Here is a 25,802-nt window from a genome sequence, read left to right on the forward strand (position 1 = left end):
ATAATTCCTAATTTACTTTCTTCCACCCCATTCGATCGGGTCGCCGGGGTAACCAAGTTCTTCCCAGTTGAGGCGGCTGTTTTCGCCGTGACAGGCGTCACACTGCAAAGCCTGCTCAGCAGGTTGGACCATGTGCGTAGTTGGCCAGTACATGTAGGTTGTGGTGAAATCGTATTGACCGCTGTAGGCGAGACCTGTGATGGGTTCGGCGAGTTCGAAGGCGCTGTTCCAATCGAAGGTTGTCCAGAAACCGTCTTTGCCGGATGTGATGGGCTGGAGCAGATAATTGTTTTGTACATCGTAAGGCTGCTTGGCGATATGTAATTTGAAGGGGAATATCTTTGATTTTTGATCGCCGATGCTGCCTGCGGGTTTGTTGATGTACGTGATGCCATCTTTGCCCAGCGGGTCGCCGAGGATGTAGCGATATTCATTGTTGCCGTTGAACCAGAGGTAGGTGGGTGCAAAATTCTTGTCGTAGACGAATTCACCCTTTAATCTTGAGATAGGTGAAGTGGTCATCGGTGCGGCCTTCCTGCCCAGCTTGTGACCAATCCCAGAAAATTTTTGTTGGGTCTTCGAGCGCAAGCGCAGGGATGTGACAGGTCTGACAGGCTACCGCGGAAAGATGGGTGTTGATACGTTCATCTTCGTGCTTTTGGTCCACGTGGCATTCTTCGCACGAGACTTGTTCCTGTGGGTCAATGGTGTAGTTGTCGGCGATCATGCGGCCAAGGATCTGATGATCTTTTGTCCAGTGACAATCTGTGCATTGCATATTGGCTTCGCCGCCCATGTGCACATCGTTGTTTTCGCCGGGGAAATAGAGGCTCTCATCGAGGTCGCCGTGCTTTACGCCGTTGCCGCCTCCGCCGTCGAAGTGGCATTTGCCGCAGTTCTCGCGGGTTACAGCACGGACGCTTTGGGCTGCGGCAAGAAGGTCAACGCCTTCAGCAGGGTTGCCAAATGTGCCTTTGCCGTAAGCGCCGGTATCTGCGTGGCAGGCGAGGCAGTCCACGTTTTCAGGATTGTCTTGCTGCGCTTCACGTCCCTGTTCCCAACCGTAGCCAGCGTGGCAGGACATGCACTTGTTCTCATTGCCTTGTGAGCCGATACAGAAGTTGTTGATCTGATTGGCTTTGCCAATGGTCACATCTTCATCGCGCCAGGGAACATCGAAAGCTTTTGATTCCCATGTCCAGTGGGTTGTTTTCATCAGTTGAGTTGCAGCATCTTCATGGCATTCGAGGCAGGCTCGGGTGACGTCCTGTCCCGTTTTGAATTCACCTTTGACAATATCCTTATGATCCACGTGAATGGGTTTTTCAGGAATGTATGCCGCAGGGTCGTTCTTCGATTGGGCACGGGGTAGGAAATAAAGGACTGGGACGAGGATCAGCAAAAAGATGCCGACCAGTCCAATGGTCCAGAGAGGGAAGCGTTTCTTCATTCACATTCTCCTTAGTTATTGATCAGGTTCGCTTGGTAAGCGAGTCGCTCGCGCATTACATTTCGTAACAGATCGAGCGCCTGAATAAGTCTTGGATCGGATAGATGATAGGTGATGACTGTGCCCGCGCGGACGGTGTACACAAGACCTCGTTCACGCAGAACCTTGAGATGGCGCGACGTAGTGGGTTGATTCAACCCGAGTTCAGTTGCCAGTTCCGTTACGTTGCGCGGGCCATCGTTTAGAGCATAAAGAATCAGCAGACGATTTGGGTCTGAAAGTGCCGCGCAAAAATTTGCTTCGAGTTGGGTGATTTCTTGTTGTAAAGTGGGTGTGACCATGAGAACCTGCCTATATGCGAATAAACGAATATTTCAATGCCATCATAATATTGTGATGGATTGTACAATAGTGGTGTGTGTCATATTAAGTATCGTTTAATGTCACATATAATTATGTTGGTGTATAATTCGGGCAAGTTCGGTAGGATTACAATTTGTAGTATGACGCCCACTTTGTTTTTGCAAGGAGTCAAAAAATGGATGTGTTTCAACGGGAAGCAAATTCAGTAGATGTTGCCTCAAGTTTGCGTGAGCTTCGTGAGGCGCGCGGTATTTCCATGCGGACTCTGGCCACTAAGAGCGGATTGTCTGCTAATGCGCTGAGTATGATCGAGCGAGGCAAAACATCGCCATCGGTCAGTACCTTGTATAAACTGGCAGATGCATTGGGCGTTTCGATTACTGCGTTCTTTGGCGCGGAGACCGAAAAGAAGCAGGTTGTCTTTTTGAAGCAGGATGAGCGCTCTCGCATGTCCTTTACGCGGGGTTTGTTCGAAGCGTTGGGCGGTGAAAAGTTTGTTGGGCGTGTGGAACCTTTCATGTTGACCCTTGAAAGCGGTGCGTCAAGCGGGCCTCACAGTATTGTTCATAGTGGGCATGAATTTATTTTTGTCTTCGCGGACATTTGGATTACACGGTGGAGAAAGAGGTTTTTCACCTGGGTGCGGGGGGACAGCCTTTTATTCGCATCCAAGCTCCAGCACAAATGGAAGAATCCAAGTAACACGGTCACGAATGCGCTGATCGTGATCTCAGGTTTTGCGGAGGGTGAGCAGCCTCATGCCATGCACTGGAAAAAAAGGGAGTAGGGCGGAAAGATGAATTCTCAGACAGTACTGGGCAAGTGTGAAGGATAAAAAAAAAAGACGCCATCCATTTTGGAGGCGTCTTTTTTTGACATTCAATTATCAACTTTTTACTTAAGCGTACATTCCCCAATCAAGCGCGGAGGGATCTTCCATCATCGAGAAATCCCACATGTCCATGCCCATTTCGATATTGACTGGCATGTTGAGACCTTCAGTGGCCTTGGCTTTGGTCATCTCGATCATGGCGGGGCCGTATGGGCAAAAGGGAGTGGTAAGGATCATCTTCACGTGGCCGATGTTGTTTTCGATCTCGATATCACGAACCAATCCCAATTGGATGATGTTCATGCCGATTTCGGGGTCAATGACTTCGGAGAGTCTTTCCCGTGCATTCTTCACCATTTCGGGGTGTGTTTTGTGGATGGTCCACTGGATCTCTTTGATTTCTTCGCTCATAGTTCCTCTCTATTTGCTTTTCACTTCCGCAACAGGCTGGACAACATAGGTACAGTGTGCGCCGCCATCCAAAATACACTGGACTTTGTTGGCGGGAAGCGCAAGCATTTTTGAAATTAGGGTTTGGTCGACAGTACACACCTCAGGGTGTGCGATACCGATTTGGTAATAAGGGCAGGAAATTTCGTGAATCTCGTAATTACCGTCTTTCTTTTCCCATTCCACGGTAAAGCCTTCCTGCGCCAGCATATCTTTGACGAAGTCAAGGCGTTCTTCCATACTCAGGTTTTTCATATCGCTTGCATATTGACTGGCAAGGTCTTCGGCGATCTGGTTGAACAATTTTGCGACCACAGGCCCGGGCATGGTCTCTTTCATCTGGGAAAGTAGTCGTGTAGTCAGAAGCATATAACGGGTAGGGAATCTCTCCATGCCTTCATCTGTCAGCACATAAACCAGGCGCGGGCGGCCAACTCCGTGGCGCTCTTCCTGACCTTCGACCAGACCTTCCATTTGCAGGTTGGTGAGGTGATGACGTACAGAAATCGGGTTAATGCCGACTGCTTCTGCCAGGTCATTGATAGTCGAACGTGGCTTTTTTAGTAAAGATTGTAAAATCTTGTCTCGCGTGGATTTCATATACGGGAGTATAACCAAGAGGTGGTAGGATGTCAATATACTAGATAAATATCATAAATATAGATTAAGGGAAATCGAAAGGTTTTGCTTTGAGTGCGATGTCTAGTTTCTTCAACTGATAGCTGAATAGAAGCAAGTTGATGTTTTTGTATCCGCTATAGCTACCGTCCATTGCTTGGGGGATGGGGTTTTTGCGGCAACTTAGGAAAACGGCAGTCTATGCCTCAAGTGCAGGTGATTCCCCTGGCAATGGGGCAAATTGGGTTTTTAAGGCATGATTCCCCTCTCAAACTGAATATACTAGAAAAATATCATAAATATTTGACAATTCTACCCGACCCTGCTATAATGCCTCTAACTAATATAAAAACGCCAGAAATGGCTTATTTTCAGGAGCTAACGAATGTCGCAACTCGAAATCAAGAATCTTCATGTGAGTATTGAAGATAAGGAAATTCTAAAGGGGCTTTCACTAACGATCAATCAGGGCGAAATCCACGCAATTATGGGTCCGAACGGTACAGGCAAATCCACGCTGGCTTACACTTTGATGGGGCACCCCAATTACACCGTAACAAAAGGCGAGATCATCTTCAAGGGGAAGAATGTCCTCGAACTTGAGCCCGATGAACGCTCTCGTGCGGCATTTTCCTCGCGTTCCAGTACCCGGGTCGCCATTCCAGGCGTGACCGTTGCGAATTTCCTCCGAACGGCAATCAATTCCCGCCGTCGCGCGGAAAATCCCCGAAGATAAGGGAATGCCCATTCCTGAGTTCCGTAAGATGCTCAAGGAAAAAATGGATACCCTCAAGATGGATCACAATTTTGCGGGCCGCTATCTCAATGATGGTTTCTCCGGTGGCGAAAAGAAACGCGCCGAGATTCTGCAGATGGCCACCCTCAAGCCTGAGATTGCCATCCTGGATGAAACCGATTCAGGGCTGGATATCGATGCGCTGCGCATCGTTTCTGAAGGCGTCAACGCTCTTTCTGGACCCGATCTTGGCGTGCTGGTTATTACACATTATCAGCGCCTGTTGAATTACATCAAACCGAACTTCGTCCACATTATGCTGGATGGCCGCATCGTTGAATCTGGCGGTGCCGACCTCGCGTTACACCTTGAAGAGCAGGGCTACGATTGGGTGCGCGAGAAATATGAAGAGCCTGCATAACCTTAGCGGTTAGAAATATCTGGAGATTCAAATGGCTGAAGAAATTAAAACTGACGATAACAAGATCCTTGAAGAGATCGGCGATTACAAGTATGGTTTTCATGATCGCGATGATAACTACGTGTTCAAATCCGAGCGCGGATTGAGCCGTGAAGTTGTCGAAAATATTTCGCGCATGAAGGGTGAGCCGCAATGGATGCTCGATTTCCGCCTCAAGGCATACGAGCATTACATTAACCGTCCCATGCCGAACTGGGGACCCACTCTCGACGAGATCGACTTCGACAATATTTTTTACTATGTCAAGCCGACCGAGAAGAGCGAAAAGAATTGGGATAATGTTCCTGACGATATCAAGAACACATTCAACAAATTGGGCATCCCCGAAGCTGAACAGAAGTTTTTGGCAGGTGTGGGCGCACAGTACGAATCTGAAATGGTCTATCACTCCATTTTGGAGCACCTCGAAAAGCAGGGAGTCGTCTTCCTTTCCATCGAAGATGGTCTCAAACAATACCCCGACCTATTCAAAGAATACTTCGGCACAGTCATCCCGATCGAAGATAACAAATTTGCGGCACTGAACTCAGCCGTTTGGTCCGGTGGATCATTTGTTTATGTTCCCAAGGGCGTAACTGTTGATTTGCCCTTGCAGGCTTATTTCCGATTGAACACCGCCAATGTTGGACAATTCGAGCGCACCCTCATCATCGTGGATGAAGGCGCATCCGTGCATTATGTGGAAGGTTGTACCGCTCCGCAGTACACCACCAACTCTTTCCATAGCGGCGTCATCGAGATCATCGTCAAAAAAGGCGCGCGTTCCCGTTATTCCACCATTCAAAACTGGTCGACGAATGTCTTCAACCTCGTCACCCAGCGCGCCAAAGTATTTGCGAATGCTTCTCACGAGTGGGTCGATGCAAACCTCGGTTCGAAACTCACCATGAAATATCCGTCCTGCTACTTGATGGAATCGGGTGCGCACGGCGAAATGCTTTCGATGGCATTCGCAGGCCCCGGCCAAACTCAGGATGCTGGCTCGAAGATGATGCATTTCGCACCGAACACCACCAGCAAGATCGTTTCCAAGTCCATCAGCAAGGGCGGCGGCCGCGCTTCTTATCGCGGCATGGTCAAGGTGTACAAAGGTTCGAAAGGCGTCAAATCCAATGTGGTTTGTGATGCGCTTTTGCTCGACCCCAAATCCCGTTCGGATACCTACCCCACCATCGAGATTGACGAAGATGATGTGACCATTGGTCACGAAGCCTCCGTCAGCAAAGTAGGTGAGGAGCAGCTTTTCTATCTAATGTCCCGCGGCCTTAGTGAAGAGGAAGCCACCACCATGGTGGTCTCTGGTTTCATCGAACCGCTTGTCAAGGAACTACCCATGGAATACGCAGTTGAAATGAACCGCTTGATCCAACTTCAGATGGAAGGATCGATTGGCTAACATGCAAGAGAAACCAAAAGTTACTGTAAATCGAACTCGACGTGAATCTGCCGCAAAGGAATTTACCTTCACTCAGGCGGATATTCCTGCGTCAAGCAATGGTCTCGCTTCTTTTCGTGCCTCGGCTTGGGATTCCTTCAACAGGCATTCCCTTCCCGTCAACACTGACGAAGCCTGGCGCCGCACAGACCTGCGATTATTACCCGCCGCCGATTTCAAATTGCCCAAAGATGGTGCGTTTGAAGATTTGCCAGCCGTTCCCGAATATTTGCTCCAGTCATTGACGGGCGATCAGCATGGCGGACAGATTACCCTGCTTCCCGGCGGTTCTCAGATCCAATTGGATGCGGAACTTTCGAAGAAGGGTGTGGTCTTTACCGACTTTCGTACCGCTGAAAAGGATCACGCTGACCTGCTCGCTAGGTTGATTGGTCAGATCGTGAAGCCTGACGATGGCAAATTTGCCGCTCTTGCTTCTGCTTTAGCTCAAAACGGTGTGTTGCTTTATGTTCCAAAAAATGTGCAAGTGGATTATCCGTTGCATTCCGTGCTCTGGGGGCCAGGTTCTGATTTAGCGCATTTCTCCCATTTGGTTGTCTATGTGGAAGACGGCGCTTCTGTGACCTACGTCCACGAAGCGGCTTCACCTGATGAAGTGGGTCACGCCATGCACGCAGGCGTTGTTGAAATTTATGTTGGCAAAGATGCCAACCTGCGTTTTGTCGAATTGCAGTCCTGGGGACGTCATGTTTGGAATTTCTCTCACGAGCGCGCTCGTGTGGAACGCGGCGGCAACCTCGACTGGATCTTCGGCGCGGTCGGTTCCCGCTTGACCAAGAACTTCTCCGATCTTGATCTTGCTGGTGAAGGCTCGGTGGGTCGTATGTCTGGTTTCTATTTTACAGACGGAACCCAGCACCTTGATCACGACACCCAGCAGAATCATCTCGCTCCGCACACCACCAGCGACCTGCTTTTCAAAGGCGCTTTGAAGGGACGAAGCCGCTCTGTGTGGCAGGGCATGATCTACGTAGCCCCCGGTGCACAGAAGACCGATGGATATCAAGCCAATCGTAATCTCGTCCTTGATGACAAGGCGCGCGCGGATTCGATCCCAGGCTTGGAAATTCTTGCAGACGATGTCCGCTGTACGCATGGCGCGACGGTGGGTAAACTTGAACAGGAGCCGCTCTTCTATTTGAAGTCACGTGGTATTCCACAACATGAAGCTGAAAGGTTGGTGGTTGAGGGATTCTTCGACCCGATCATGCAGCGTATTCCATTTGAAGGTGTGCGCGAAAGATTCCAGCAAGCCATTCAGGATAAGTTGTCGGCGTAGTAATTTGAGCCTGACAGGTCTACAGGGCCTGTCAGGTTTTCAGGTAAATTTGTCGGCGCAGTAAATGCCGATTTTGCTGAACCAGTTGTCAGCTAAGCGAGAGGCGGAGGGCGTCTCTTCAATCAAAGAACAGGATGTGAGTCATGGCAGTGAAATCAAAAAGCAAGCGTATGGTGAAGCCGAGTGTAAAGGCAAAAGCAGGATCGAAGTCACGGGTGGCAGTCAAATCGAAATCGACGGCAAAACAAAAAGGATTCAAAGAAAAGGCGGAAACGAATAAGAAGTTGGTAACGGCTTCCAAGACGACCGCTGTTGCAGCCCAGCCAGCAACGAAAAAGGAAACCGTACATTCAACGGCAGTTCACGCGCCGGTCGCGAAAGCAGTAACCCCGGTAGTGAAACGTGTTGTGACACAAATGGTGGAACGCCGCCGTCCAACCCCGCGCCCAAGCAGGGTGAATCAATTTGCCTTCATGAAGGCGCCCGGTCTTGAGCACGATTATGAAGTGGGTGGTGGTGTCGAAGTATTTTGCGACCATGAGAAGAATCGCGAACGCATCCGCGGATGGGTGAAGGGCATCGTGGTTCAGGTGGACAACAAGATGGTGGCGGTGCAATTCCGCTCGAATGTGTATCTTACCGACGGCTGGATGGTTCCCGATCGCATCCTGTGGTTCCCGTTGAATTCGGAACACATGCGCCCTGTGCCGGGCAAGAAGCCGCCGGTGAAGGATTTCATTCCAGAATATTAAGCCGAACGATTCTACGATGACACTCAATGTATCTCAGATAAGAAAAGACTTTCCGATCCTTGAGCGTGAAATACGCGCAGGGGTCGGTTTGACATATTTGGACTCAACGGCCACTTCGCAGAAACCGCTGGTTGTGATCGAGGCAATGAACGATTATTACCGCCGTTCGAATGCCAATATTCATCGCGGTGTGCATGCGCTGGCTGAAGAAGCAACAACCATGTATGAAGGTGCGCGTGAAAAGATCGCGAAATTCATCAATGCCGCATCTGCACGTCAGGTTATTTACACGCGCAACACCACCGAGTCGATCAACCTTGTGGCATATAGTTGGGCGCGTGCCAATTTAAAGCAGGGTGACCTGGTCATCCTGACTGAGATGGAACATCATAGCAACCTCGTGCCGTGGCACATGCTGCAAGCGGAACGAGGCATTGAAATGGACTTCATCCCCGTGACGGAAGATGGTGTGCTTGATCTTGGGATGTACAAAACGCTTCTTGACCGCCGCCCGAAACTGGTCTCGTTTACACACATGTCCAACGTTTTGGGAACGATCAACCCTGCCGCTGAGATCATTCGTCTGGCACATGAAGCAGGCGCGATCACGCTGGTGGATGCTGCGCAATCCGTCCCGCATTTGACCGTGGATGTGCAGGCGCTGGACGCGGACTTCCTCGCTTTCTCCGCGCACAAGATGTGCGGACCAACGGGTATCGGCGCGTTATATGGAAAGACTGCCTTGCTTGAATCCATGCCTCCGTTTTTAGGCGGGGGGGATATGATCAAGGAAGTAAAATTGCGTTCATTCCGCCCAAACACCCTGCCGCATAAATTTGAAGCTGGGACTCCCGCCATTGCAGAAGCCATCGGTTTTGGCGCGGCAGTGGATTACCTTTCAAAGATTGGCATGGATGCCATCGCCGCCCATGAACATGAGATCACCGAATACGCGCTTGAAAGACTCGAAGAGATCCCCGGCGTGAAATTGTTCGGCCCGTCTGCCGATAAAAAAGGCGGCGTGGCCGCATTCACTCTCGAAGGCGTACATCCGCATGATGTGGCGCAGATCCTCGATCAGGATGGCATTGCCGTCCGCGCGGGCCATCATTGTGCCCAACCTTTGCATGAAAAATTCGGCATCCCCGCCACCAGCCGCGCTTCATTCTATTTGTATAGCACAAAAGAAGAAGTGGACTTGCTGGTGAATGGGATCTATAAAGTGAAAGAAATGTTTGGGTAAAACAGATGGACGATCTCTATCGCGAAGTAATCATTGAGCATTACAAAAACCCCTCATATCGAGGAAAACTCGATCCGCATGATATCTCGTTTGCTGACAATAATCCCCTGTGCGGCGACCACATCCAAATCGATTTGCGTGTAGGCACAGACGGCCTCGTGACCGATGCCCGTTTCGACGGTCACGGATGCGCGATTTCTCAGGCCTCCGCCGACTTGTTGATGGAGTCCATTATCGGCAAACCGCTCGAAGAGGTGAAGAAGCTCAACAAGGATTCCATCCTCGAAATGCTCGGTATTGACCTGGGTCCTGTGCGTTTGAAGTGCGCCTTGCTCTCTTTGAAGGTGTTGAAGGCAGGTGTGTATGGTCTCGGCGAAGCAAGCGACTCCCTGGTGGAGTAAAAGATTCATCTGGGTGATTTCAAGTCTTTTTGCATGTGCATTTTTACTGACATCCTGCGATTCTGTTTTGCCTCAAAAAATGTGTACGCTGGTCGGGTGCAGCGGCGGATTGTCCATTGACATTGCAGACCTGCCGAGTGGGGCGGAGTATCAAGTGAATTTGATTTTGCCTTCTGGTGAGATGATCACACAAGTCTGTGATGCAAATCCTGAGGCCTCGTTTGAGAAGTCATGCAGTGAGAATGGGGTGTTCATTGCCTTGCCAACCGATGTTGATCCGCCAGAGTCGGTTACCATTGAAGTCGTTATAGATGGGCAAACCTACACCAAAGACTTTACGCCGACATACGAGGAATTCCAACCCAATGGGGAAGACTGCCCTCCCATCTGTTATAACGCGGACATTCTTTTTCAGATCACGCAATAAAAGGAATTTATGTTCAATTACACCGCCCTTGATGAATCCAAAGTTGAATATCTTGAGATCGCGCCCGTATCGGAACTTCCCAACGGCGAACGCCTATTCGTTGACCTGGGTGACAAACCGATCGTCATTTTCAATATTGCAGGCCAACTCTTTGCAATCGGCGACGTCTGCACCCATGATGATGGTCCGCTGGGGGATGGGGTACTCGAAGATCACAACATCGTCTGCCCGCGCCACGGCGCTGAATTCGACATACGGACAGGCAAGGTCATGTCCATGCCTGCCGTGGTGGATATCCCTGCGTATCCCGTGCAGGTAAGGGATGGGGTGATTTTTATCGGCATGCCGAAAGAATAAGACTGAAATCGTAAAAGGGACGTTCTCAGATGAGAGCGTCCCTTTTTTTTTCGTTGTTATGATGTGGTGGGAGGTGTTGAGCGATGCGAGTTAGCCCATTTTCGATCTCGTCGCTGGAGAGGGGAATATCATCTTCGGGGGGTTGATAAATATTCCTGATATGAATGTTTCCGCTGATGTCACTACCCGCGGAGATATTTTGCTTTTTGAGTTCGTCGGCTGAGTTAGTCATGGTTATCTCATCAAGGTGTTGGCGTTGGTGATGCCGTTGTTTCTGTCTGTAGCGACCATTGCTCGCAGGTTTTTCGGTAATCTTGATTTGGAAAGTAATCCCCCCATTCCACACGGGTGAAGTTGCGCCCTACCACGCTGCAGGCTTTTTTCAATAAATAATCGATCTGCAGATTCCACAAGTGGGCGGTATTGTCCCTGCTTCCCGTTGCCAGCCAGTTTCCATCCGGGCTGAATGCAAGAGTTGTGATGCGCTCCTCATGTCCCTTCAGAACAATGGGTCCTGCAGATGGATTGTGTATGTCCCAAGCTGGCGGTGTTTTCATACATTACTGTTGCCAGCCAATTTCCATCCTGACTAAAAGCAGAGAGGGTAGACCTTTGCCCCATTAGAACGATTGGTTTTGCGGATAGGTTGCGCATGTTCCACAAGCGGCGGTGGTCACCGCTACCTGTTGCCAGCCAGTTTCCATCGGGGCTGAAGGCAAGGGTGTCGATACCGCTTTCGTGTCCCTTCAGTACAATGGGCTGTGCGGATGGATTGCGCCTGTCCCACAGGCGTGCAGTAGTGTCGTCGCTCCCCGTTGCCAGCCAGTTTCCATCCGGGCTGAAGGCAAGGGGTGGTGATGGGGCCTTCATGTCCCTTTAGAACAATGGGCTGTGCAGATGGATCGCTTATATCCCACAAACGGGCGGTAGCGTCATCGCTTCCCGTAGCGAGCCAATTTCCATCCAGGCTGAAAGCAAGGATGGTGATGTAATCATCATGCCCCTTTAGAACAATGGGTTCTGCGGATGGATTGCGCATGTCCCACAAGCTGGCGGTCCCAATTTTTAACATGGTGTCTGTGAAGATGTTGCCGCTCCCTGCTGCCAGCCAGTTTCCATCCGGGCTGAAGGCAAGGGTATCAATGATGCCATCATGCTGCAGAACGATAGGCTGTGTGGATGGATTGCGCATGTCCCACAGACGGGCCGTATCACTCCCCGTAGCGAGCCAGTTTCCGTCTGGACTGAAGGCCAGAGCATAAATGCTGACAGGATAATCGATGTTCTCGTTTCCCCTCAGAACGATAGGTTCTACAGAGGTATTGGGCATATTCCACAAGCGTGCGGTAGAGTCCCAACTTCCCGTTGCCAGCCACTTTCCATCCGGGCTAAAGGCAAGGGTAGCGATGAAACTTTCATGTCCTTTCAAGACGATGGGTTTTGGTGGATCGACTAGGTACGTGTAAGGATCAGATATGTTCCATAAGCGGGCGGTATTATCATCACTCCCGGTTGCGAGCCAGTTACTGTCCGGGCTGAAAGCAAGGGTAGTGATGTTATCCTGATGTCCTCTCAGAACGAGGGGGGGCGTTGCGGATGATGGATCGCGCACATCCCACAAGCAGGCGTTATTGTCATCGCTCCCTGCCAGCCAGTTTCCATCCGGACTGAAGGCGAGAGTTTTCATATTACACTCTTGCACACTTATACTCAGACCTAGAAAGATTGGCTCTGCGGATGGATCGCGCATGTCCCATAAATCGTTCCCCGTTGCCAGCCAGTTTCCATCCGGACTGAAAGCGATTTTATCGTTGATTCCTGATGAGTGGTAGAACAATGGGCCTGTAGACAAATTGTGCATGTTCCACAAACGAGGTGGTGCGATCAGCGCTCTTCGTTGCCAGCCAGTTTCCATCTGGGCTGAAGGTAAGCGTGTAGATGGAATCGTCAGGTCCCTCCAGAACGATTGGGCGTGAGAATGGGTGGCGCATATCACACAAGCGGACGGGCGTGTCATCTCTCCCCGTTGCCAGCCAGTTTCCATTCGGAGCTGAAGGCAGAGTGGTGATAGGACTCTCATGCCCCCTCAGCGCGATGGGATCTACGGATAGGTCATTCACGTCCCACAAGCGAACAATAGAATCGTCGCTTATCGTTGCCAGCCAGTTTCCGTCCGGGCTAAAGGTAGGGGTGTAATTGGAACCTTCATCCCCCTTCAGAAAAATGGGCTGTGCGGATGGATTGCGCGCGTCCCACAAGCGGACGGTTGCATCCTCGCTCCCTGTAGCCAGCCAATTTCCATCCGGGCTGAAGGCAAGGGTGTAGATGATATTCGAATATCCAATTACAGGGGTTCGTTTAAAGTGATTCCGCTAATTTGGGAAAGCGAATCACGTATGGATTGTTCGGCTGAAATTCGGTCAGCAGAGGGGTAATCTTTAACCAAATTAAACGCCTCAATGCTGAGAAGCAGGTTTGTTTGTACTGCTGAAGGATTTGAGTTTGCATTTATTATTAACACCCTGCTTTTATAATGCTTAATGCGTTTGAGCGCCTCCCTGCATTTGCCTGAGCAATAGAGTTATTAGCAACTCCTAAAGGGCTTGCTGCTTGTGCGTCATTTCTACTCACAGTTGCCAAGCCCGCCTGCACAAACCCAAAAATCGCCAGTCCTGCCAATGCAATAATCCCCACAACGGATATCCCCATTGTGATTCTCCGCTGCCTGTCAGCGACCTGGCGGCTCTTATCTATGTAGTCACGCTGCAATTCAGTGGGATGTGGTTCCTTGGATGAGTTCGTGGCAAGTTGGAACTCAGCATCCTGCAAATCCTTGCCGCGCAGCAGAAAACTATTTTCATGATTGTTTCTTTCCCACTCCAGCGCCTTGACCTGCAAGCGGCGATGTGCCTGCATCCATTCATAGTCAGTATGTATGGCAGTCAATAATTTTTTCACTGCGGTATCGAAGTCATCATCTCTACTAAAGAAAATATAGTTTAGATGACCAAGTTGAGGCGGTGTATCCTGCCACTCGATCTCGCGCACCACAATCGGAATAATCCGTTTGCCATTTTTTACAGCGCAGTCTATTTCCAGTCCGCAGACTTTGGATGTGGCAGAATCAGGGCTGATGAGAAAGAGAAAAGCATCCGCTGACATCTCCGCCAATGGAAATTTCGCCGACAGCGATGCCGTTATTATCCGCTTGTGGTGCCTGTTCCTGTTTTTTCTGTTTGGCCATGCAAACCCTCCTTGTGAATAATTATGGCTTCCTGTCCCAAAGTTTGACATTCGCCCATGTGGCGTAATCATACGGAGACGAGTCCATTGATTCCACTTCAAGCCTGAAATCGTAGGTTCCGCTCGAAAGGCGGATTTGCTTTCCAGTTTCTATCGGCGCTTTTCCAAAGAAATACGGTTCTTCGATATATACCTTGCCGTTTATATAGACCCTGAAAATGACGCCTTCCACAGGCTCGACGATGATATCTTTAAACCCTGCGGTCAACTCAAGGTAGGCCTCTGGCGCTGGTCTGTCGATCTTTACTGTGTAATCTCCGAAGACCTTGAAATACTCGTATAAAGGATAGCTCAGTAAAACCTTGTCGTAGGATTCTCCATTCATTAAGCGAACGTTGAAATCCCAGCCTGTATAGGCGTCCTGATACTGGGTAATGTAAGACTCGGGGCTTGGCGTGAAAGGCTCATAGAAAAAAGTGAGGTCTTCTGTAAACTCGCCATCCGAAGTTGTGTAATATTTGAACCAATAGGATTCGTCCACTCTTTCCACGAAGTCATACAACAAGACTGGCACAGGAGTGTTTGTGGGGCGCGGAGTAAAAGTAGAAGTGGGTGGCACTGTCGGCGGCTGCTCGGGCTCCGGAGTCTTGGATGGGGGACGGGTTGGCGTGGGGCTGGCCGCTGGTACATCCGTAGGTGTATTCGTGGGCAGGATGATGGGAGGCGTAGGCAATAGCACGTTAATGACCAGCCAGGCCATCCCTACAAGCACCGTGGCCCCGATCCCTGCCGCCACGGCACAGGACAGGAATTTTCCGCATCCCGATCCGCCCTTGATGGTTTTTAAATTGTGTTCTGTCACCCGAAGCCCGGCCTTGTCGCCGATGGCTTTTCGGATGCTTTGCGCCTTTGTCAGCAGCGAATTTGCTTCTTGGGTCTGACCCAGATACAGGGCGCGGGTTCCGAGTTGATGCAATGCCCAGGCCTGCGTTTTGCTGTCGCTCAATGCTTTTGCCGCTTCGATGATCAACTTCAAAATATCCGCCCAGGCCTGCCAGCGCTTGAAATAGACCAGGAATTTTTCAAGCGCGCGCCCCAGCTGGATCACTTCACGCCACTTCTTCCTTGCGCCTGCAGATTTGATCGTGTGGATCAGCAGGTCCGTGGATTCCTCCACCAGCATGGATGAAGGCTGCTGGCTTAGCCATTTGATCGAATAATTCAACAGGGTGTCCTGCCACGAAGACAGGTCCCATGCTGCGGTGATGGAGGCGGCGAAGGCATCGGTCACGCTGAACTTTGGGCTGTGTGCCTGTACAAGCCCGAGCTTGATCAACCCTTGGATATCCGACTTTTTGTCGTCCCCCTTGAAAATCCCCTTGATGTGTTCAGCTGCGACGATATTTCCACCCGCCGCCGCAAGCAATGCGATGATCTGTTTTTCAGAATCGGAAAGATTGGCCAGGCTCATATAAGCCATGGTCTTGTCGTCCTTCTTCTCGTGTGTTATTTCATTGAGGATCGCTTCAAGGGATTTTCCGCTTTCGCGCGCGAGGGATGCTGATTGCAGGATGTTGAGCGGATGCCCCTGCAGCAGTTTGCAAATCTTCGGCACCGTGATCTTTTCATCCGTTTCAAGCGGACGGGATAATTCCTTTTCGAACAGCCGCACTGAATCCCCGACGGGCAATCCCTGTATTTGAACAGCTTCCCCTTCTCCCCAAAAACTGCGCTCGGCGGAAATAAGGATAAATGTGGAACTGGGCGCCGCATTCAAAATGGATATGGTTTCGTCCCGCCCGACCTGCAGGTCGTCGAGAAAAATAAGCGCGGAAATTTTTTGCAGCCCGTGAAGAATTTCCGCTGTGGTCGGTTTGTAGGAGCTGTCGCTTTCAAAGAAAGCATCGAATAAAGCCTGAAGCAGGTCTTCGTACCCGAGGCTTGAGACGCTGAGGTAGATCACTCCGTTTGGATATCTGTTGGTGGGAAGGGTGTGTGCCAGATGGCGGATGAAAGAAGTTTTTCCGATGCCTTGTTTCCCCCAAACGGAGACTGGAACCGAAAGCTCTGCCGCCTTTTTGATGGTTTCAGCTTCGTCTGTGCGATCCAGCAGCGACGGAAATGCGCGCGGCTTCAACATCACGGGCGCGGGGCGTGCCGAGACTTTCGGTTTGTCGGATGGCTTGATGATGTTCACCACGCCGCCGTTCACATCCCCGATCTTGACGACATAATTGTTGTTTCCGAAAACCATTACACTGTCTGTTACATTGCCGCCGATTGAAACATTTGCCATGCAGACCTCTAAAAGTTAACAGGTATGTTCACGGGATCTCGATGCTTTTTCCGTGTCAGTCATTGATGCGATTGTTGTTGCCGATTATGATTTTCCCGTCGACATTGCCGCCAATTTCTATTTTGTTAACGCTGACTCCCCCATCCGCAGACTTGGGTTTGTCGGCCTTGGATGATTTTTGTCCTTTGGCTGTGGATGCCGCTGTTTTTTTCTTCATTCTTTTGTCGATGGCGTTGTACAAAACCTCGAAATCAGAATCCTTGTGCATCTCCGGGGTGAGGGCGTTCATATCTTTTAAAACACTGGAAAGCCCCGAGATGTTATCACGGATGCGGTCGTACAGGTCCATGTCGTCCCGGATGCCATGTAAATTCGCAGGGTCCAGGGATTTCATGGCTTCGGCCAATTCAGACCGCTTGCCTTCCCAATATTTGACGTATTCTATTCTTTTTACGGGGTCGTAAATATTTGCATCCGCCAAAACGATCGGGAAGATGCGGTCGTGGAAGCGTTTGTTTTCTGCGATCTCGATCAACTCGAACATGCAGTTGGGGGAGCGCAGATATTTGTCGCTGACGACCACGATCACGCTGCTGCCCTGCCCGATGCGCTCCATGAATTCCTTGATGGATCCCTTGTATTCCAGGTCGCGCTTGTCACGCGTGATCTTGATTCCGCGTTTTTGCAGAGCTTTGTCAATTTGATCGACAATTTCTTCACGTTCACCGCCCCATGCGTACGAAATAAAAACGGTCTGTTCGTAATTTGACATGCAGAATCTCCTTGCTAATTTTTTCATTGTCCACCCTTTCATTTGATTATAGGTTTTCACACCACTGCTGTCAATCAATGTATCGTAGCCGAATGTACCATGCCGTCGTTATTTTTCGAAACTGCCTACGATCCTCAAAATATCGAATCCCTCCGCCAGCGGACGTTCCGCCAGCGCCCCGTGGCGGACCATGATCGAGCGGGTCAACTCGGAGTTGAAATAATAGCGGTCGCGGTAGGTTTCGTATTCAGCCAGGGCGTTGATCTTGGCATTCACATCCTCTTCGGTGACTTCCACCAAAAAGTGTGGAAAAAACCCGTATGAGGAGCGTACGACGTCAAACCCCAGAACCGTGATGCCGCGGAACGCGCGCAGGGCTTCATCGGTCATGGTGTTGTGATCCTGATGCACATCCTGTTTTGAGTGAGTGAAGATCAGATCAGGGTTGAATTCCTTACGCAGTTTCAGAAAATATTCGAGGATCTCCTGCCGTGCATCAGGAAAGACGCGGGTGGTGAACGGGCCGAGAATGATCTTCTCTTCGGGCACTCCCAATATCTTCATGGATTTGAGGTGCTCGCCTTTGACGTTTCTCAAGTCGGGGTTTTTCTGATTGTCTGATAGCGTGACACACAGAACGTCGGTCTCTTTGGCGATGTGATGAAGCAAGGCACCGCATCCCAACTCGATATCGTCGGGATGCGCGCCAAGGAAGAGCACTTTTTTACCGTAAAAATTCATCCGTTTTTGTCCGCTTTCCGCTTCACAATCCGTTTTACTATTTGGTCGCGAGAATGCCGCCAACGACCTTGGTCATCACCAGTTTGCCGTCACGCTCAAACCAGCGTGTAGCCACAGACTCGATCTTGCCGATCAAGGCTTCGTATTCATCCTTACCATTGAACATGGATGTCCACAGTTTGCGGTCTTCGCCCAGCGAGGCGCGGACATAATCAATGAACGGAGACACCTCGGGGAAGGTGAGGTGGTTCTCGAACTTGTGCAACTCGGTCTTCGCAAAGATCCCGTCGATGGTGTTGAAAATATCGCCCTTGAAGCGCGATGACCCAGGCATGGGCGGGATGGCGGCGCCGGTGGCTTCCTTGATGATGTCGTAGAACATCTGCTTGTTCTCGGGCAATGGTCCGGAGACGAAAAGCCGTCCGCCTGGATTTAGCACCCGATGAGCCTCACCAAATGTAAAGTCCAGATCAGAGGCGTAGTAGATGGCGAATGCGCTGGTACACAGGTCAAAGGTGTTATCCGCAAAGTTAAAGGGCTGGTTGAAATCCAAAAACTGGAAATCGATGTTCGCGCCTGTGTTTTTGTTTTTCTCGCGCGCCTTATCGAGCAGTTCATTCGAAAAGTCACCGCCTGTGATCTGTGCGCCGCCCTTGGTGTATTCATTGAAAAGGAAGCACAGTTTGCCAGCGCCGCAGCCTACATCTAAAATTTTCATGCCAGCCTGGGGTTTGAGCAGGTCGTTCGTCCAAACATCGATATTGGCCGAACCGTATTTTTCGTGGATGTCAATGCGCATCAACAGGTCTTTGCTGGGTTCCTGATAATCAATTTTCATTTTGTCTCCTGGTTGGTATTGACGACTACAGTCGTTTATAAAATGTTTTGTGATTATACCAAAACAAAATCAAAATTCAGTAACTGAATTTTGAAGCGGTAATCTTGTCCTGAGCGGAACGACGATTCCTTTTCGAGGAGTGCAGTCGAAGGACAGGTTTTATAAAAATATCTGTCGAATTGTCCGTGCCTTTGACTACGTTCGGCGGGGATTACTCATGATAAAATTCGCGCACTGGAGTCAATATGGCAAGCAAAATACAACCTGTAAAAGGCACGAGAGAATTCTATCCCGAGCAGATGGCGCTGCGGAATTTCATTTATGAAAAAGTCCGCGCAGCCTCTCAGAAATTTGGGTATCAGGAATGGGACGCACCCTTTATTGAACCGATCGATCTGTACGCGGCGAAATCGGGGGAGGAGCTTGTCAAGAAGCAATCCTTCACATTCACTGATCGCGGCGGTGATTTTGTCACCCTGCGCCCTGAACTCACGCCAAGTCTCGCGCGCATGATCGCGGCGAAGCAGGGCGAATTGACCTACCCCTTGCGCTGGTGGTCGTTCGGTCCGTTCTGGCGCTACGAACAACCGCAAAAGGGACGCTCGCGCGAATTCTTTCAATGGAATATCGACATGCTGGGAGTCAACTCTCCCGAAGCGGATGCGGAATTGATCGCTGTTGCGGCGACATTCCTGCGCTCGGTCGGGCTGACCCCGGAACGGGCTGCCATTTACGTGAATAATCGGCGCCTCATGGACTCTGAATTCGATACCCTCGGCATCGTCGCTGAAAAAAGACTCGACGTTTCCAACCTCGTTGACCGACGCACGAAAATGGACTCTGCCAAATGGGATGCGTACGCGCTTGAACTTGGCTTAAGTCAGGCACAATTGGATGGCTTGAAGAACATTCTCGGCAATTTCGATTTATGGAAAAACAGCGATGAACTGGTGCGTCTCTTTGCCACACTGGAGGCGTTGGGTGTCAGGGACTATGTGAAATTCGATCCGAACATCATGCGCGGTCTCTTGTATTACACGGGCACGGTCTTTGAGGCCTTCGAGACCAGCGGTTCTTTGAAACGCGCGATCATGGGCGGTGGACGGTACGACAACCTCTTGGCTGATGTGGGCGGACAGCCGCTTTCAGGCGTTGGCTTTGCAATGGGCGATGTGGTGGCGGGCATCATTTTACAGGAGGCTGGCCTTCTGCCTGAATTTGTCCCTACGCCTGCCGCGGTTCTGGTGACTGTCTTCGACGAATCAATGTGGCTGAAATCGTTTGAATTGGCAGCGCAGCTTCGTGATGCGGGCGTGAACGCCATGGTCTTTCCTGAACCAGCGAAACTGCAAAAGCAATTCAAGTTTGCAGACAAGATGAAGATCAAACTTGCGCTGACGATCGGCCCTGACGAAGCGGCCAATGCTCAGGTGGCGATCAAAAACCTGATGACTGGCGAGCAGGTTACAGTGAAGCGCGAAGCGGTCGTTTCTGAGATCCAAAAAATAGTCGGCTAAATCATGTCCATTTCACTTCGTCCTGTTACGGCTGAAAACTGGCGCGCCCTGATCAAGTTGAAGGTGCGCGAGGATCAAAGCCATTTTGTGGCATCGAATCTATATTCCATTGCCCAGGCGCAATTTGGGTTTGATGATGAAGGTCATTGGGATTTGTTCCCGTTCGGCGCGTATGACGGTGAAAAGCCTGTCGGCTTTTTGATGTATTGTTTCAACTTCAATCATTCGCGGTATCAGGCTTTCATTTTGCGCCTGATGGTGGATGAGAAGTTTCAAGGCAAAGGATATGGCCGCGAGATCATGACGCTGACTTTGGGTCGCTTCCGTGCGGACGAGAGAATTAAGAGCGTGGGCATTAGTTATGAGCCTGAAAATGAAGGCGCGCGAAAACTATATGCCAGCCTGGGCTTCGTGGAACCTGGGGAATTGCTGGAAGGCGAGACCCTCGCGGTGTTGAATCTGCGGTGAATTGTGGTAAAATTTTGCCGCTTCAAATATGGTGCCTGTAGCTCAATGGCAGAGCGCTACACTGTGGCTGTAGATGTTGAGGGTTCGAAACCCTTCAGGCACCCCTCGAAAGACCCTAAAGGTAGTGAAAACCTTTGGGGTCTTTATGTAAGGTAAAATAGCACCCATGCCAAAAACTATCAACGTACTTTTCCTTGCGGCGGAAGCCGAACCTTTTATCAAAGTGGGGGGATTGGGCGATGTGGCTGGTTCCCTACCACGTGCTTTGCGTGCCCTCTCGAACGATGAGATCACGTTGGATGTGCGCCTTGTGCTGCCGTACCACCCGGTGATAAAAGCCGATAACCTCAAGCCTGTGGGAATGTTCTCGATTCCGCGCGGCGGCTCCGAGGTCCAGGTGGAGGCGTTTGAAACAACCTTGAAGGGCATGCCCGTTTACTTTATCAACGGCGACGCGATTCGCGCCAATGGCTCGGTCTATTCGCTGGATGCAAAGCTGGATGCCGAGAAATATTCCTTTTATTCCATCGCTGCACTTGAATTATCCCGCCAGATCAACTGGTTTCCCGATGTGGTTCACGGCAATGACTGGCATACCGCATTGAGCCTGTATTACTCGCTGACCAAACGCTGGGAGGAAGGTGCGCGTCATGTGGCGTCTGTGCTCACGCTGCACAACCTTCCATTTATGGGCCCCGATGTGAGCGAAATTTTGAATAGCTACGGCTTGAAGCTGGCCCAAACCGACCTGCCCGATTGGGCGCGCGTAATGCCCCTGCCGCTCGGCCTGTGGTCGTCTGATGCGATCGTGGGCGTTTCACCGACTTATGCAAAAGAGATTCTCACTGAGGAATACGGTTGCGGCCTGAATGAGTTTTTGCAGCTGCGCCACGAAACGTTGAGCGGTATTCTTAACGGATTGGACACCGACTCTTTCAACCCTGAAACGGACACTGCCATCGGTGTGAATTTCGCCCTGGAAACACTTGAAAAACGCGCCGCCAATAAAAACCTTTTACAGGCCAGGCTTGGGCTGCCCCAAGAATCTGAGATACCCCTGTTTGCGATCATCTCGCGCATGGATGTTCAAAAAGGTGTAGACCTCGCCTTTAGCGCACTCAACACCATGAAACGCTTGAACTGGCAGGCTGTCATTTTGGGGACAGGCGACCCGAAGCTCGAAGAAGCGGCGATGAAATTGCAAAAGCTTTTCCCTGAACGAATCAAAGTTGAAACACGTTACGATGCGGGACTCGCGCGTCAAATTTACGCGGGCTCCGATATGTTCCTCATGCCTTCGCGTTATGAACCCTGCGGCCTCTCGCAAATGATCGCCATGCGTTATGGATGCGTCCCAATCGTCCGCGCGGCGGGTGGGTTGAACGACACCGTCCGTCACGGCGTGACGGGTTTTGTTTTCGAAAAGGCGCATCATTTGTCTTTGGTGGCAGCGGTCAAGAACGCCCTGAAAGTTTTTGCAAACCGCGAACAATGGCAGTCCCTTCAACGTGCTGGCATGGCTCAGGATTTCTCCTGGGAAAACTCTGCGCGGCAATATCTCAATCTCTATCTCTCCCTCATTAAATCATGACCTTCAAACGCTCCTCTGGAATCCTCCTTCACCCAACAAGCCTGCCTTCCCCCTATGGCATCGGCGACCTCGGTCCGCAATCATTTCGATTCGTGGACTGGCTTTCTTCAACAGGCTGCAAGCTCTGGCAGGTGCTTCCGCTCGGCCCCACAGGCTACGGCGATTCGCCTTATCAAGCCTTTTCCGCTTTTGCGGGAAACCCATATTTGATCAGCCCTGACGATCTTTTTGCTGATGGATTATTGACTCAGGAAGATCTCGATGGGATGAAAGACCTGCCCGCCTCAAAAGTGGACTTTGGCCTGTTCATTCCAAAAAAGCTTGATCTTTTGCAAAAGGCATTTTCCCGCTACCAATCCAACCCCGAGCATTTGCGCCAGGCCTTCGATTATTTCTGCGCTGAAAATGCCTCCTGGCTCGATGATTACACCCTCTTCATGGCTTTGAAGGAAGCCAACGGCGGCGGCGCCTGGAACGGCTGGCCCGAAGCCCTGCGCAAGAGAAAGAAGACCGCTTTGAGCAAGGCACAAAAAGAGCTTGGCGAAAGCATCACGCGCTATGCCTTTTATCAATTTATCTTTTTCCGCCAGTGGAACAAGCTGCGCACCTACGCAAATGAACGCGGAATTCAGATCATTGGTGACATTCCCATTTTCGTCGCTTATGATTCGTCCGATGTGTGGTCGCATCCCGAGTTATTCTATTTGGATCGGGAAGGTAATCCAACTGTCGTGGCGGGTGTGCCGCCGGATGAGTTTTCTTCGACGGGGCAATTGTGGGGTAATCCGCTTTATAAATGGGATGTACACAAAAAGGAAGGCTATGCATGGTGGCTGTCGCGTGTGCGTTCGTCCCTGCAGATCTTCGACATTTTACGCTTTGACCATTTCCGCGGTTTCGCTGGTTATTACGAGATCCCAGCCGATCATGCCACAGCCGAATTTGGCCGCTGGGTCACGGGTCCTGGTAAAGACCTTTTCCGCGCCGTCGATAAATTTCTCGGCGATGGCTTGATTACACACGGCACGGGCCTGCCTGTGATCGCCGAAGACCTCGGCCTTGTCACTCCCGATGTGATCGAACTTCTCGCTGCTTTTGACCTGCCCGGCATGAAAGTTTTGCAGTTTGCCTTTTCTGGCCCGGATAATCCTTTCCTGCCGCATAACTATGTTCCCAACAGCGTGGCCTACACAGGCACACACGATAACGATACCGCACGCGGCTGGTTCGAGCATGCCGCAGCCCACGAACGAGAATTTGCCCAACGCTATCTTGGCGTGGATGGTAACGACTTTGCATGGGACTTGATCCGTGGGGTCTGGAAATCCGTTGCGGTAATGGCCATTACTCCAATGCAGGACCTGCTCAACCTCGGCAGCGAAGCCCGCATGAACTTCCCCAGTAAACTCGGCGGTAACTGGGAATGGCGCATGGGTGAGCAAGACCTGCGCGAAGACATCGCCGCGAGACTGCGGGATTTGAATTGGTTGACTTACAGATAAACAAAGCGCCTCGAAAGAGGCGCTTTGTTTATCTGTTTTGAGAATTGTTTTATCCCCCAAAATTTGTACTTGTATTAGGGCAGAATCGTGTACACAGTGCCTGCCTTTTCAAAGAGCGTTTGTTCGCGCTGATCGCGGATCTGACATTCCAATCCAACTCCCCCGCTTCCTGGGGCAGGTTCAGAAAATGCGATCACTTCGAAGGCATAAACTCCGTCGGCAAATTGATCGAGCGCCATGCCGCTATCAAATCCATCTGGAGTGCCCAATGCGAATCCGCCAAAGTCCGCAAATGGGATGAGGTGGGCGGCTGTTTTGATACCGTTCGAGCCAAAGTATCCAGATAATTCGATTTGATAGAACCCTAGTTGGGGCGAGCCGCCTGGGTCAAATCCGGGCGCGGGTGTGACTGGATCCCAGGTGACCCCCAAGCCTGCTGTATCAACGCTTGTTGATACATTTTGCGGTGGTCCCATTGTGCAGCCAAACCAATTGTCAATTGTCGTTGAACCAGGTATCGGCTGTCCAAAAGCATCGAGCAGAGTAAAGCGATAGTTGGTGCTTGTTTGGGGAAGTCCAGGCAGGTTGGTCAGGAAACGGAATTCATTGATGAAATCCACAAAGGGTGAAAACAGGTCTGTGTAGAACGGGACTGTCAAAAAACTTCCGTCAGGCGCCTCGACCTTCATGCCCGAAGACACAATATTGGTGTAGCCCTCCAGGAGGGTGCCTTCATTCCTTTCTTCATCTGAATTGATATTTACGCCTGCATACACATCTGGGTGAAAGAACAAATTGTTATTTACCTGAACAGCAGGGCATTTGGGGTTGCGGCGGTCGTGGTGGATTGCTGACCAATTGCCTTGCTGGTCAGCGGTTTCCCAAGTGCCGCTGGCAAGATCATCTTTGACCTTTGCGGCAGATGTGCTTCCTGTGCCGACCAGTTTGATTACGAAGGCTTCGGAATTCGTGGCGGCGGTTCCAAAGAGAGTCAGGGCAAATTGCTCATTGCCAGTAATCAGCACTTGAGCTGATATTGGTGTGTAATAGGCGTTCTGCCCCACAGCTATGCATCCTCCATAGATCACAGTTAGTGGATCGTTTGGATCTGATTCGAATTTGTTTAGTAGAAGTGTGAAAGACTGGTTATCGCCTCGCAGGTTTGCGATTTCCCCATCCCAACGGCCGCGCAGGTGATCCACGCCATTGGGTGTCGCGGCCAATACGGAAACTGGCGTTCCGAAAGTCGCTAATACCATTGCCAATAGAACAAACATATTGGCAAAGCATCTGGTAAACATGGATACCTCCTTTGTATGTTAAAAGTTTATAGACAATTGGGAAATGTATTTTTTGCCATTCACCTCCAATCAAATGTGGCTCCCTTTTTTAGTATACATTTTATTGGAGGTGAATACAATATGAGCTGATTCTTTTTCAACGCGAATCGGCGTGCACCTTGTAGCCCGCCTATCCTGGTTTGGCATCTGGGTATGAAAATTTTAATTTGCACTGCTCCAAATTTATTTGTCAGACACTTGAAACAATGTGATCTGCATTCCGTCAGGGTCTTGAAGCCGAACGTTGGTATCGCCCCATGGGGTGACAATGGGCGGGTGAACCAGCGTCGCTCCATGTGCAAGCAGACGTTCCATGGCTGCCTTTAGGTCTGGCACTTGAAGTGCGAACCGAATCTGTCCGCTGATTCGTTTGCCTGCTTCGATCTGGTCGATCGTCTGTGCTTGTGTTTCGTCGAATATCTCAAGGGTGGCACTGCCCATGTTGAGGATCAGCGCCTGTCCCTGGCCGTTGTCCCAGATCGCGGCAGGTTCGATCCCGAGTCCATCACAATAGAATTTAACCAGACGTTCATAGTCGTTGGTTGTGACCGCGACACGCAATTCGATCACAGGATGATTTTGATTCGACATATTTGTTGGATCCTTTTTCGTAAATTATCAACGTCAGCGGCTTGAATTGACTAAAAAC

General features: G+C 50.5%; 28 protein-coding genes, 1 tRNA gene and 1 pseudogene. 14 read left to right on the forward strand and 16 right to left on the reverse strand.

Translation table 11 applies throughout. From position 1 onward, the window contains the following. Window positions 1-12: 12 nt before the first annotated feature. The 3 genes from IPI86_RS01085 to IPI86_RS01095 are packed head-to-tail and all read right to left on the reverse strand — an operon-like array spanning window position 13 to window position 1,791. Window positions 13-522: a hypothetical protein gene (locus IPI86_RS01085; protein ID WP_345296126.1), complete on the reverse strand. Its 510-nt coding sequence runs from the start codon at window positions 520-522 to the stop codon at window positions 13-15. After that, window positions 488-1,450, reverse strand: a complete 963-nt coding sequence (locus IPI86_RS01090) for a multiheme c-type cytochrome (RefSeq protein WP_345296127.1) — start codon at window positions 1,448-1,450, stop codon at window positions 488-490. The genes IPI86_RS01085 and IPI86_RS01090 overlap by 35 nt, the downstream gene beginning before the upstream one ends. A gap of 11 nt (window positions 1,451-1,461) precedes the next feature. Next, window positions 1,462-1,791, reverse strand: coding sequence for a metalloregulator ArsR/SmtB family transcription factor (locus IPI86_RS01095; RefSeq protein WP_345296128.1), 330 nt, complete (start codon window positions 1,789-1,791; stop codon window positions 1,462-1,464). Between the two features lie 197 nt (window positions 1,792-1,988). Between IPI86_RS01095 and IPI86_RS01100 the strand changes: the two genes are divergently transcribed. After that, complete coding sequence (locus IPI86_RS01100) at window positions 1,989-2,600, forward strand: helix-turn-helix domain-containing protein (protein WP_345296129.1); 612 nt, start codon at window positions 1,989-1,991, stop codon at window positions 2,598-2,600. A 111-nt stretch (window positions 2,601-2,711) separates the two neighbouring features. On the opposite strand, the gene IPI86_RS01105 is transcribed toward IPI86_RS01100, so the two are convergent. Then, window positions 2,712-3,056 (reverse strand): iron-sulfur cluster assembly protein, encoded by a 345-nt coding sequence (locus IPI86_RS01105; protein ID WP_345296130.1) that lies wholly within the window; start codon window positions 3,054-3,056, stop codon window positions 2,712-2,714. A gap of 9 nt (window positions 3,057-3,065) precedes the next feature. Continuing rightward, window positions 3,066-3,695 carry a winged helix-turn-helix transcriptional regulator gene (locus IPI86_RS01110; protein WP_345296131.1) on the reverse strand — a complete coding sequence of 210 codons (630 nt, stop codon included), beginning with the start codon at window positions 3,693-3,695 and terminating at the stop codon, window positions 3,066-3,068. A gap of 403 nt (window positions 3,696-4,098) precedes the next feature. On the opposite strand from IPI86_RS01110, the pseudogene sufC reads away from it, so the two are divergent. From sufC to IPI86_RS01150, 8 genes and pseudogenes are all read left to right on the forward strand, one after another. After that, window positions 4,099-4,870 (forward strand): annotated as a pseudogene (sufC, locus tag IPI86_RS01115) (Fe-S cluster assembly ATPase SufC). A gap of 31 nt (window positions 4,871-4,901) precedes the next feature. After that, window positions 4,902-6,326 (forward strand): Fe-S cluster assembly protein SufB, encoded by a 1,425-nt coding sequence (gene sufB, locus IPI86_RS01120; RefSeq protein WP_345296132.1) that lies wholly within the window; start codon window positions 4,902-4,904, stop codon window positions 6,324-6,326. Between the two features lies 1 nt (window position 6,327). Further along, window positions 6,328-7,665: a Fe-S cluster assembly protein SufD gene (gene sufD, locus IPI86_RS01125; protein ID WP_345296133.1), complete on the forward strand. Its 1,338-nt coding sequence runs from the start codon at window positions 6,328-6,330 to the stop codon at window positions 7,663-7,665. Between the two features lie 143 nt (window positions 7,666-7,808). Then, a complete protein-coding gene (locus tag IPI86_RS01130) occupies window positions 7,809-8,417 on the forward strand; it encodes a hypothetical protein (RefSeq protein WP_345296134.1) in 609 nt (202 codons plus the stop codon). A 16-nt stretch (window positions 8,418-8,433) separates the two neighbouring features. Next, complete coding sequence (locus IPI86_RS01135) at window positions 8,434-9,660, forward strand: cysteine desulfurase (RefSeq protein WP_345296135.1); 1,227 nt, start codon at window positions 8,434-8,436, stop codon at window positions 9,658-9,660. A gap of 5 nt (window positions 9,661-9,665) precedes the next feature. Then, window positions 9,666-10,061, forward strand: a complete 396-nt coding sequence (sufU, locus tag IPI86_RS01140; RefSeq protein WP_345296136.1) for a Fe-S cluster assembly sulfur transfer protein SufU — start codon at window positions 9,666-9,668, stop codon at window positions 10,059-10,061. Between the two features lie 67 nt (window positions 10,062-10,128). Continuing rightward, the gene (locus tag IPI86_RS01145; protein ID WP_345296137.1) at window positions 10,129-10,488 is read left to right on the forward strand and encodes a hypothetical protein; all 360 of its coding nucleotides are present in this window, start codon (window positions 10,129-10,131) and stop codon (window positions 10,486-10,488) included. Window positions 10,489-10,497: 9 nt separating this feature from the next. Further along, window positions 10,498-10,845 (forward strand): non-heme iron oxygenase ferredoxin subunit, encoded by a 348-nt coding sequence (locus IPI86_RS01150; RefSeq protein WP_345296138.1) that lies wholly within the window; start codon window positions 10,498-10,500, stop codon window positions 10,843-10,845. 25 nt (window positions 10,846-10,870) lie between these two features. On the opposite strand, the gene IPI86_RS01155 is transcribed toward IPI86_RS01150, so the two are convergent. From IPI86_RS01155 to IPI86_RS01195, 9 genes are all read right to left on the reverse strand, one after another. After that, the gene (locus IPI86_RS01155) at window positions 10,871-11,077 is read right to left on the reverse strand and encodes a hypothetical protein (RefSeq protein ID WP_345296139.1); all 207 of its coding nucleotides are present in this window, start codon (window positions 11,075-11,077) and stop codon (window positions 10,871-10,873) included. A 10-nt stretch (window positions 11,078-11,087) separates the two neighbouring features. Further along, window positions 11,088-11,402 (reverse strand): WD40 repeat domain-containing protein, encoded by a 315-nt coding sequence (locus IPI86_RS01160; RefSeq protein WP_345296140.1) that lies wholly within the window; start codon window positions 11,400-11,402, stop codon window positions 11,088-11,090. Window positions 11,403-11,524: 122 nt separating this feature from the next. Beyond that, window positions 11,525-12,532 (reverse strand): WD40 repeat domain-containing protein, encoded by a 1,008-nt coding sequence (locus IPI86_RS01165; RefSeq protein ID WP_345296141.1) that lies wholly within the window; start codon window positions 12,530-12,532, stop codon window positions 11,525-11,527. Window positions 12,533-12,650: 118 nt separating this feature from the next. After that, on the reverse strand, window positions 12,651-13,103 hold the full coding sequence (locus IPI86_RS01170) for a hypothetical protein (RefSeq protein WP_345296142.1): 453 nt from the start codon (window positions 13,101-13,103) through the stop codon (window positions 12,651-12,653). Window positions 13,104-13,359: 256 nt separating this feature from the next. Continuing rightward, window positions 13,360-14,007 (reverse strand): toll/interleukin-1 receptor domain-containing protein, encoded by a 648-nt coding sequence (locus IPI86_RS01175; RefSeq protein ID WP_345296143.1) that lies wholly within the window; start codon window positions 14,005-14,007, stop codon window positions 13,360-13,362. A gap of 103 nt (window positions 14,008-14,110) precedes the next feature. Beyond that, window positions 14,111-16,384, reverse strand: coding sequence for a hypothetical protein (locus IPI86_RS01180; RefSeq protein WP_345296144.1), 2,274 nt, complete (start codon window positions 16,382-16,384; stop codon window positions 14,111-14,113). Window positions 16,385-16,439: 55 nt separating this feature from the next. Next, window positions 16,440-17,156, reverse strand: coding sequence for a toll/interleukin-1 receptor domain-containing protein (locus tag IPI86_RS01185; RefSeq protein ID WP_345296145.1), 717 nt, complete (start codon window positions 17,154-17,156; stop codon window positions 16,440-16,442). Between the two features lie 108 nt (window positions 17,157-17,264). Beyond that, window positions 17,265-17,897 carry a PIG-L family deacetylase gene (locus IPI86_RS01190; RefSeq protein WP_345296146.1) on the reverse strand — a complete coding sequence of 211 codons (633 nt, stop codon included), beginning with the start codon at window positions 17,895-17,897 and terminating at the stop codon, window positions 17,265-17,267. A 37-nt stretch (window positions 17,898-17,934) separates the two neighbouring features. After that, complete coding sequence (locus IPI86_RS01195; RefSeq protein WP_345296147.1) at window positions 17,935-18,735, reverse strand: class I SAM-dependent methyltransferase; 801 nt, start codon at window positions 18,733-18,735, stop codon at window positions 17,935-17,937. Window positions 18,736-18,980: 245 nt separating this feature from the next. Between IPI86_RS01195 and hisS the strand changes: the two genes are divergently transcribed. From hisS to malQ, 5 genes are all read left to right on the forward strand, one after another. Further along, complete coding sequence (gene hisS, locus IPI86_RS01200) at window positions 18,981-20,252, forward strand: histidine--tRNA ligase (RefSeq protein WP_345296148.1); 1,272 nt, start codon at window positions 18,981-18,983, stop codon at window positions 20,250-20,252. A gap of 3 nt (window positions 20,253-20,255) precedes the next feature. Beyond that, window positions 20,256-20,720 (forward strand): GNAT family N-acetyltransferase, encoded by a 465-nt coding sequence (locus IPI86_RS01205; protein ID WP_345296149.1) that lies wholly within the window; start codon window positions 20,256-20,258, stop codon window positions 20,718-20,720. Between the two features lie 31 nt (window positions 20,721-20,751). After that, window positions 20,752-20,823 (forward strand) — tRNA-His (locus IPI86_RS01210). Window positions 20,824-20,886: 63 nt separating this feature from the next. Continuing rightward, window positions 20,887-22,311, forward strand: a complete 1,425-nt coding sequence (locus tag IPI86_RS01215; RefSeq protein WP_345296150.1) for a glycogen/starch synthase — start codon at window positions 20,887-20,889, stop codon at window positions 22,309-22,311. After that, complete coding sequence (gene malQ, locus IPI86_RS01220) at window positions 22,308-23,813, forward strand: 4-alpha-glucanotransferase (RefSeq protein ID WP_345296151.1); 1,506 nt, start codon at window positions 22,308-22,310, stop codon at window positions 23,811-23,813. Before IPI86_RS01215 ends, malQ begins: the two co-directional genes overlap by 4 nt. A gap of 74 nt (window positions 23,814-23,887) precedes the next feature. On the opposite strand, the gene IPI86_RS01225 is transcribed toward malQ, so the two are convergent. Continuing rightward, a complete protein-coding gene (locus IPI86_RS01225; protein ID WP_345296152.1) occupies window positions 23,888-25,114 on the reverse strand; it encodes a hypothetical protein in 1,227 nt (408 codons plus the stop codon). Between the two features lie 222 nt (window positions 25,115-25,336). Continuing rightward, on the reverse strand, window positions 25,337-25,744 hold the full coding sequence (locus IPI86_RS01230; RefSeq protein ID WP_345296153.1) for a VOC family protein: 408 nt from the start codon (window positions 25,742-25,744) through the stop codon (window positions 25,337-25,339). Window positions 25,745-25,802 lie beyond the last annotated feature (58 nt).

This window comes from Candidatus Villigracilis affinis, from assembly GCF_016705895.1.
Classification (GTDB): domain Bacteria; phylum Chloroflexota; class Anaerolineae; order Anaerolineales; family Villigracilaceae; genus Villigracilis; species Villigracilis affinis.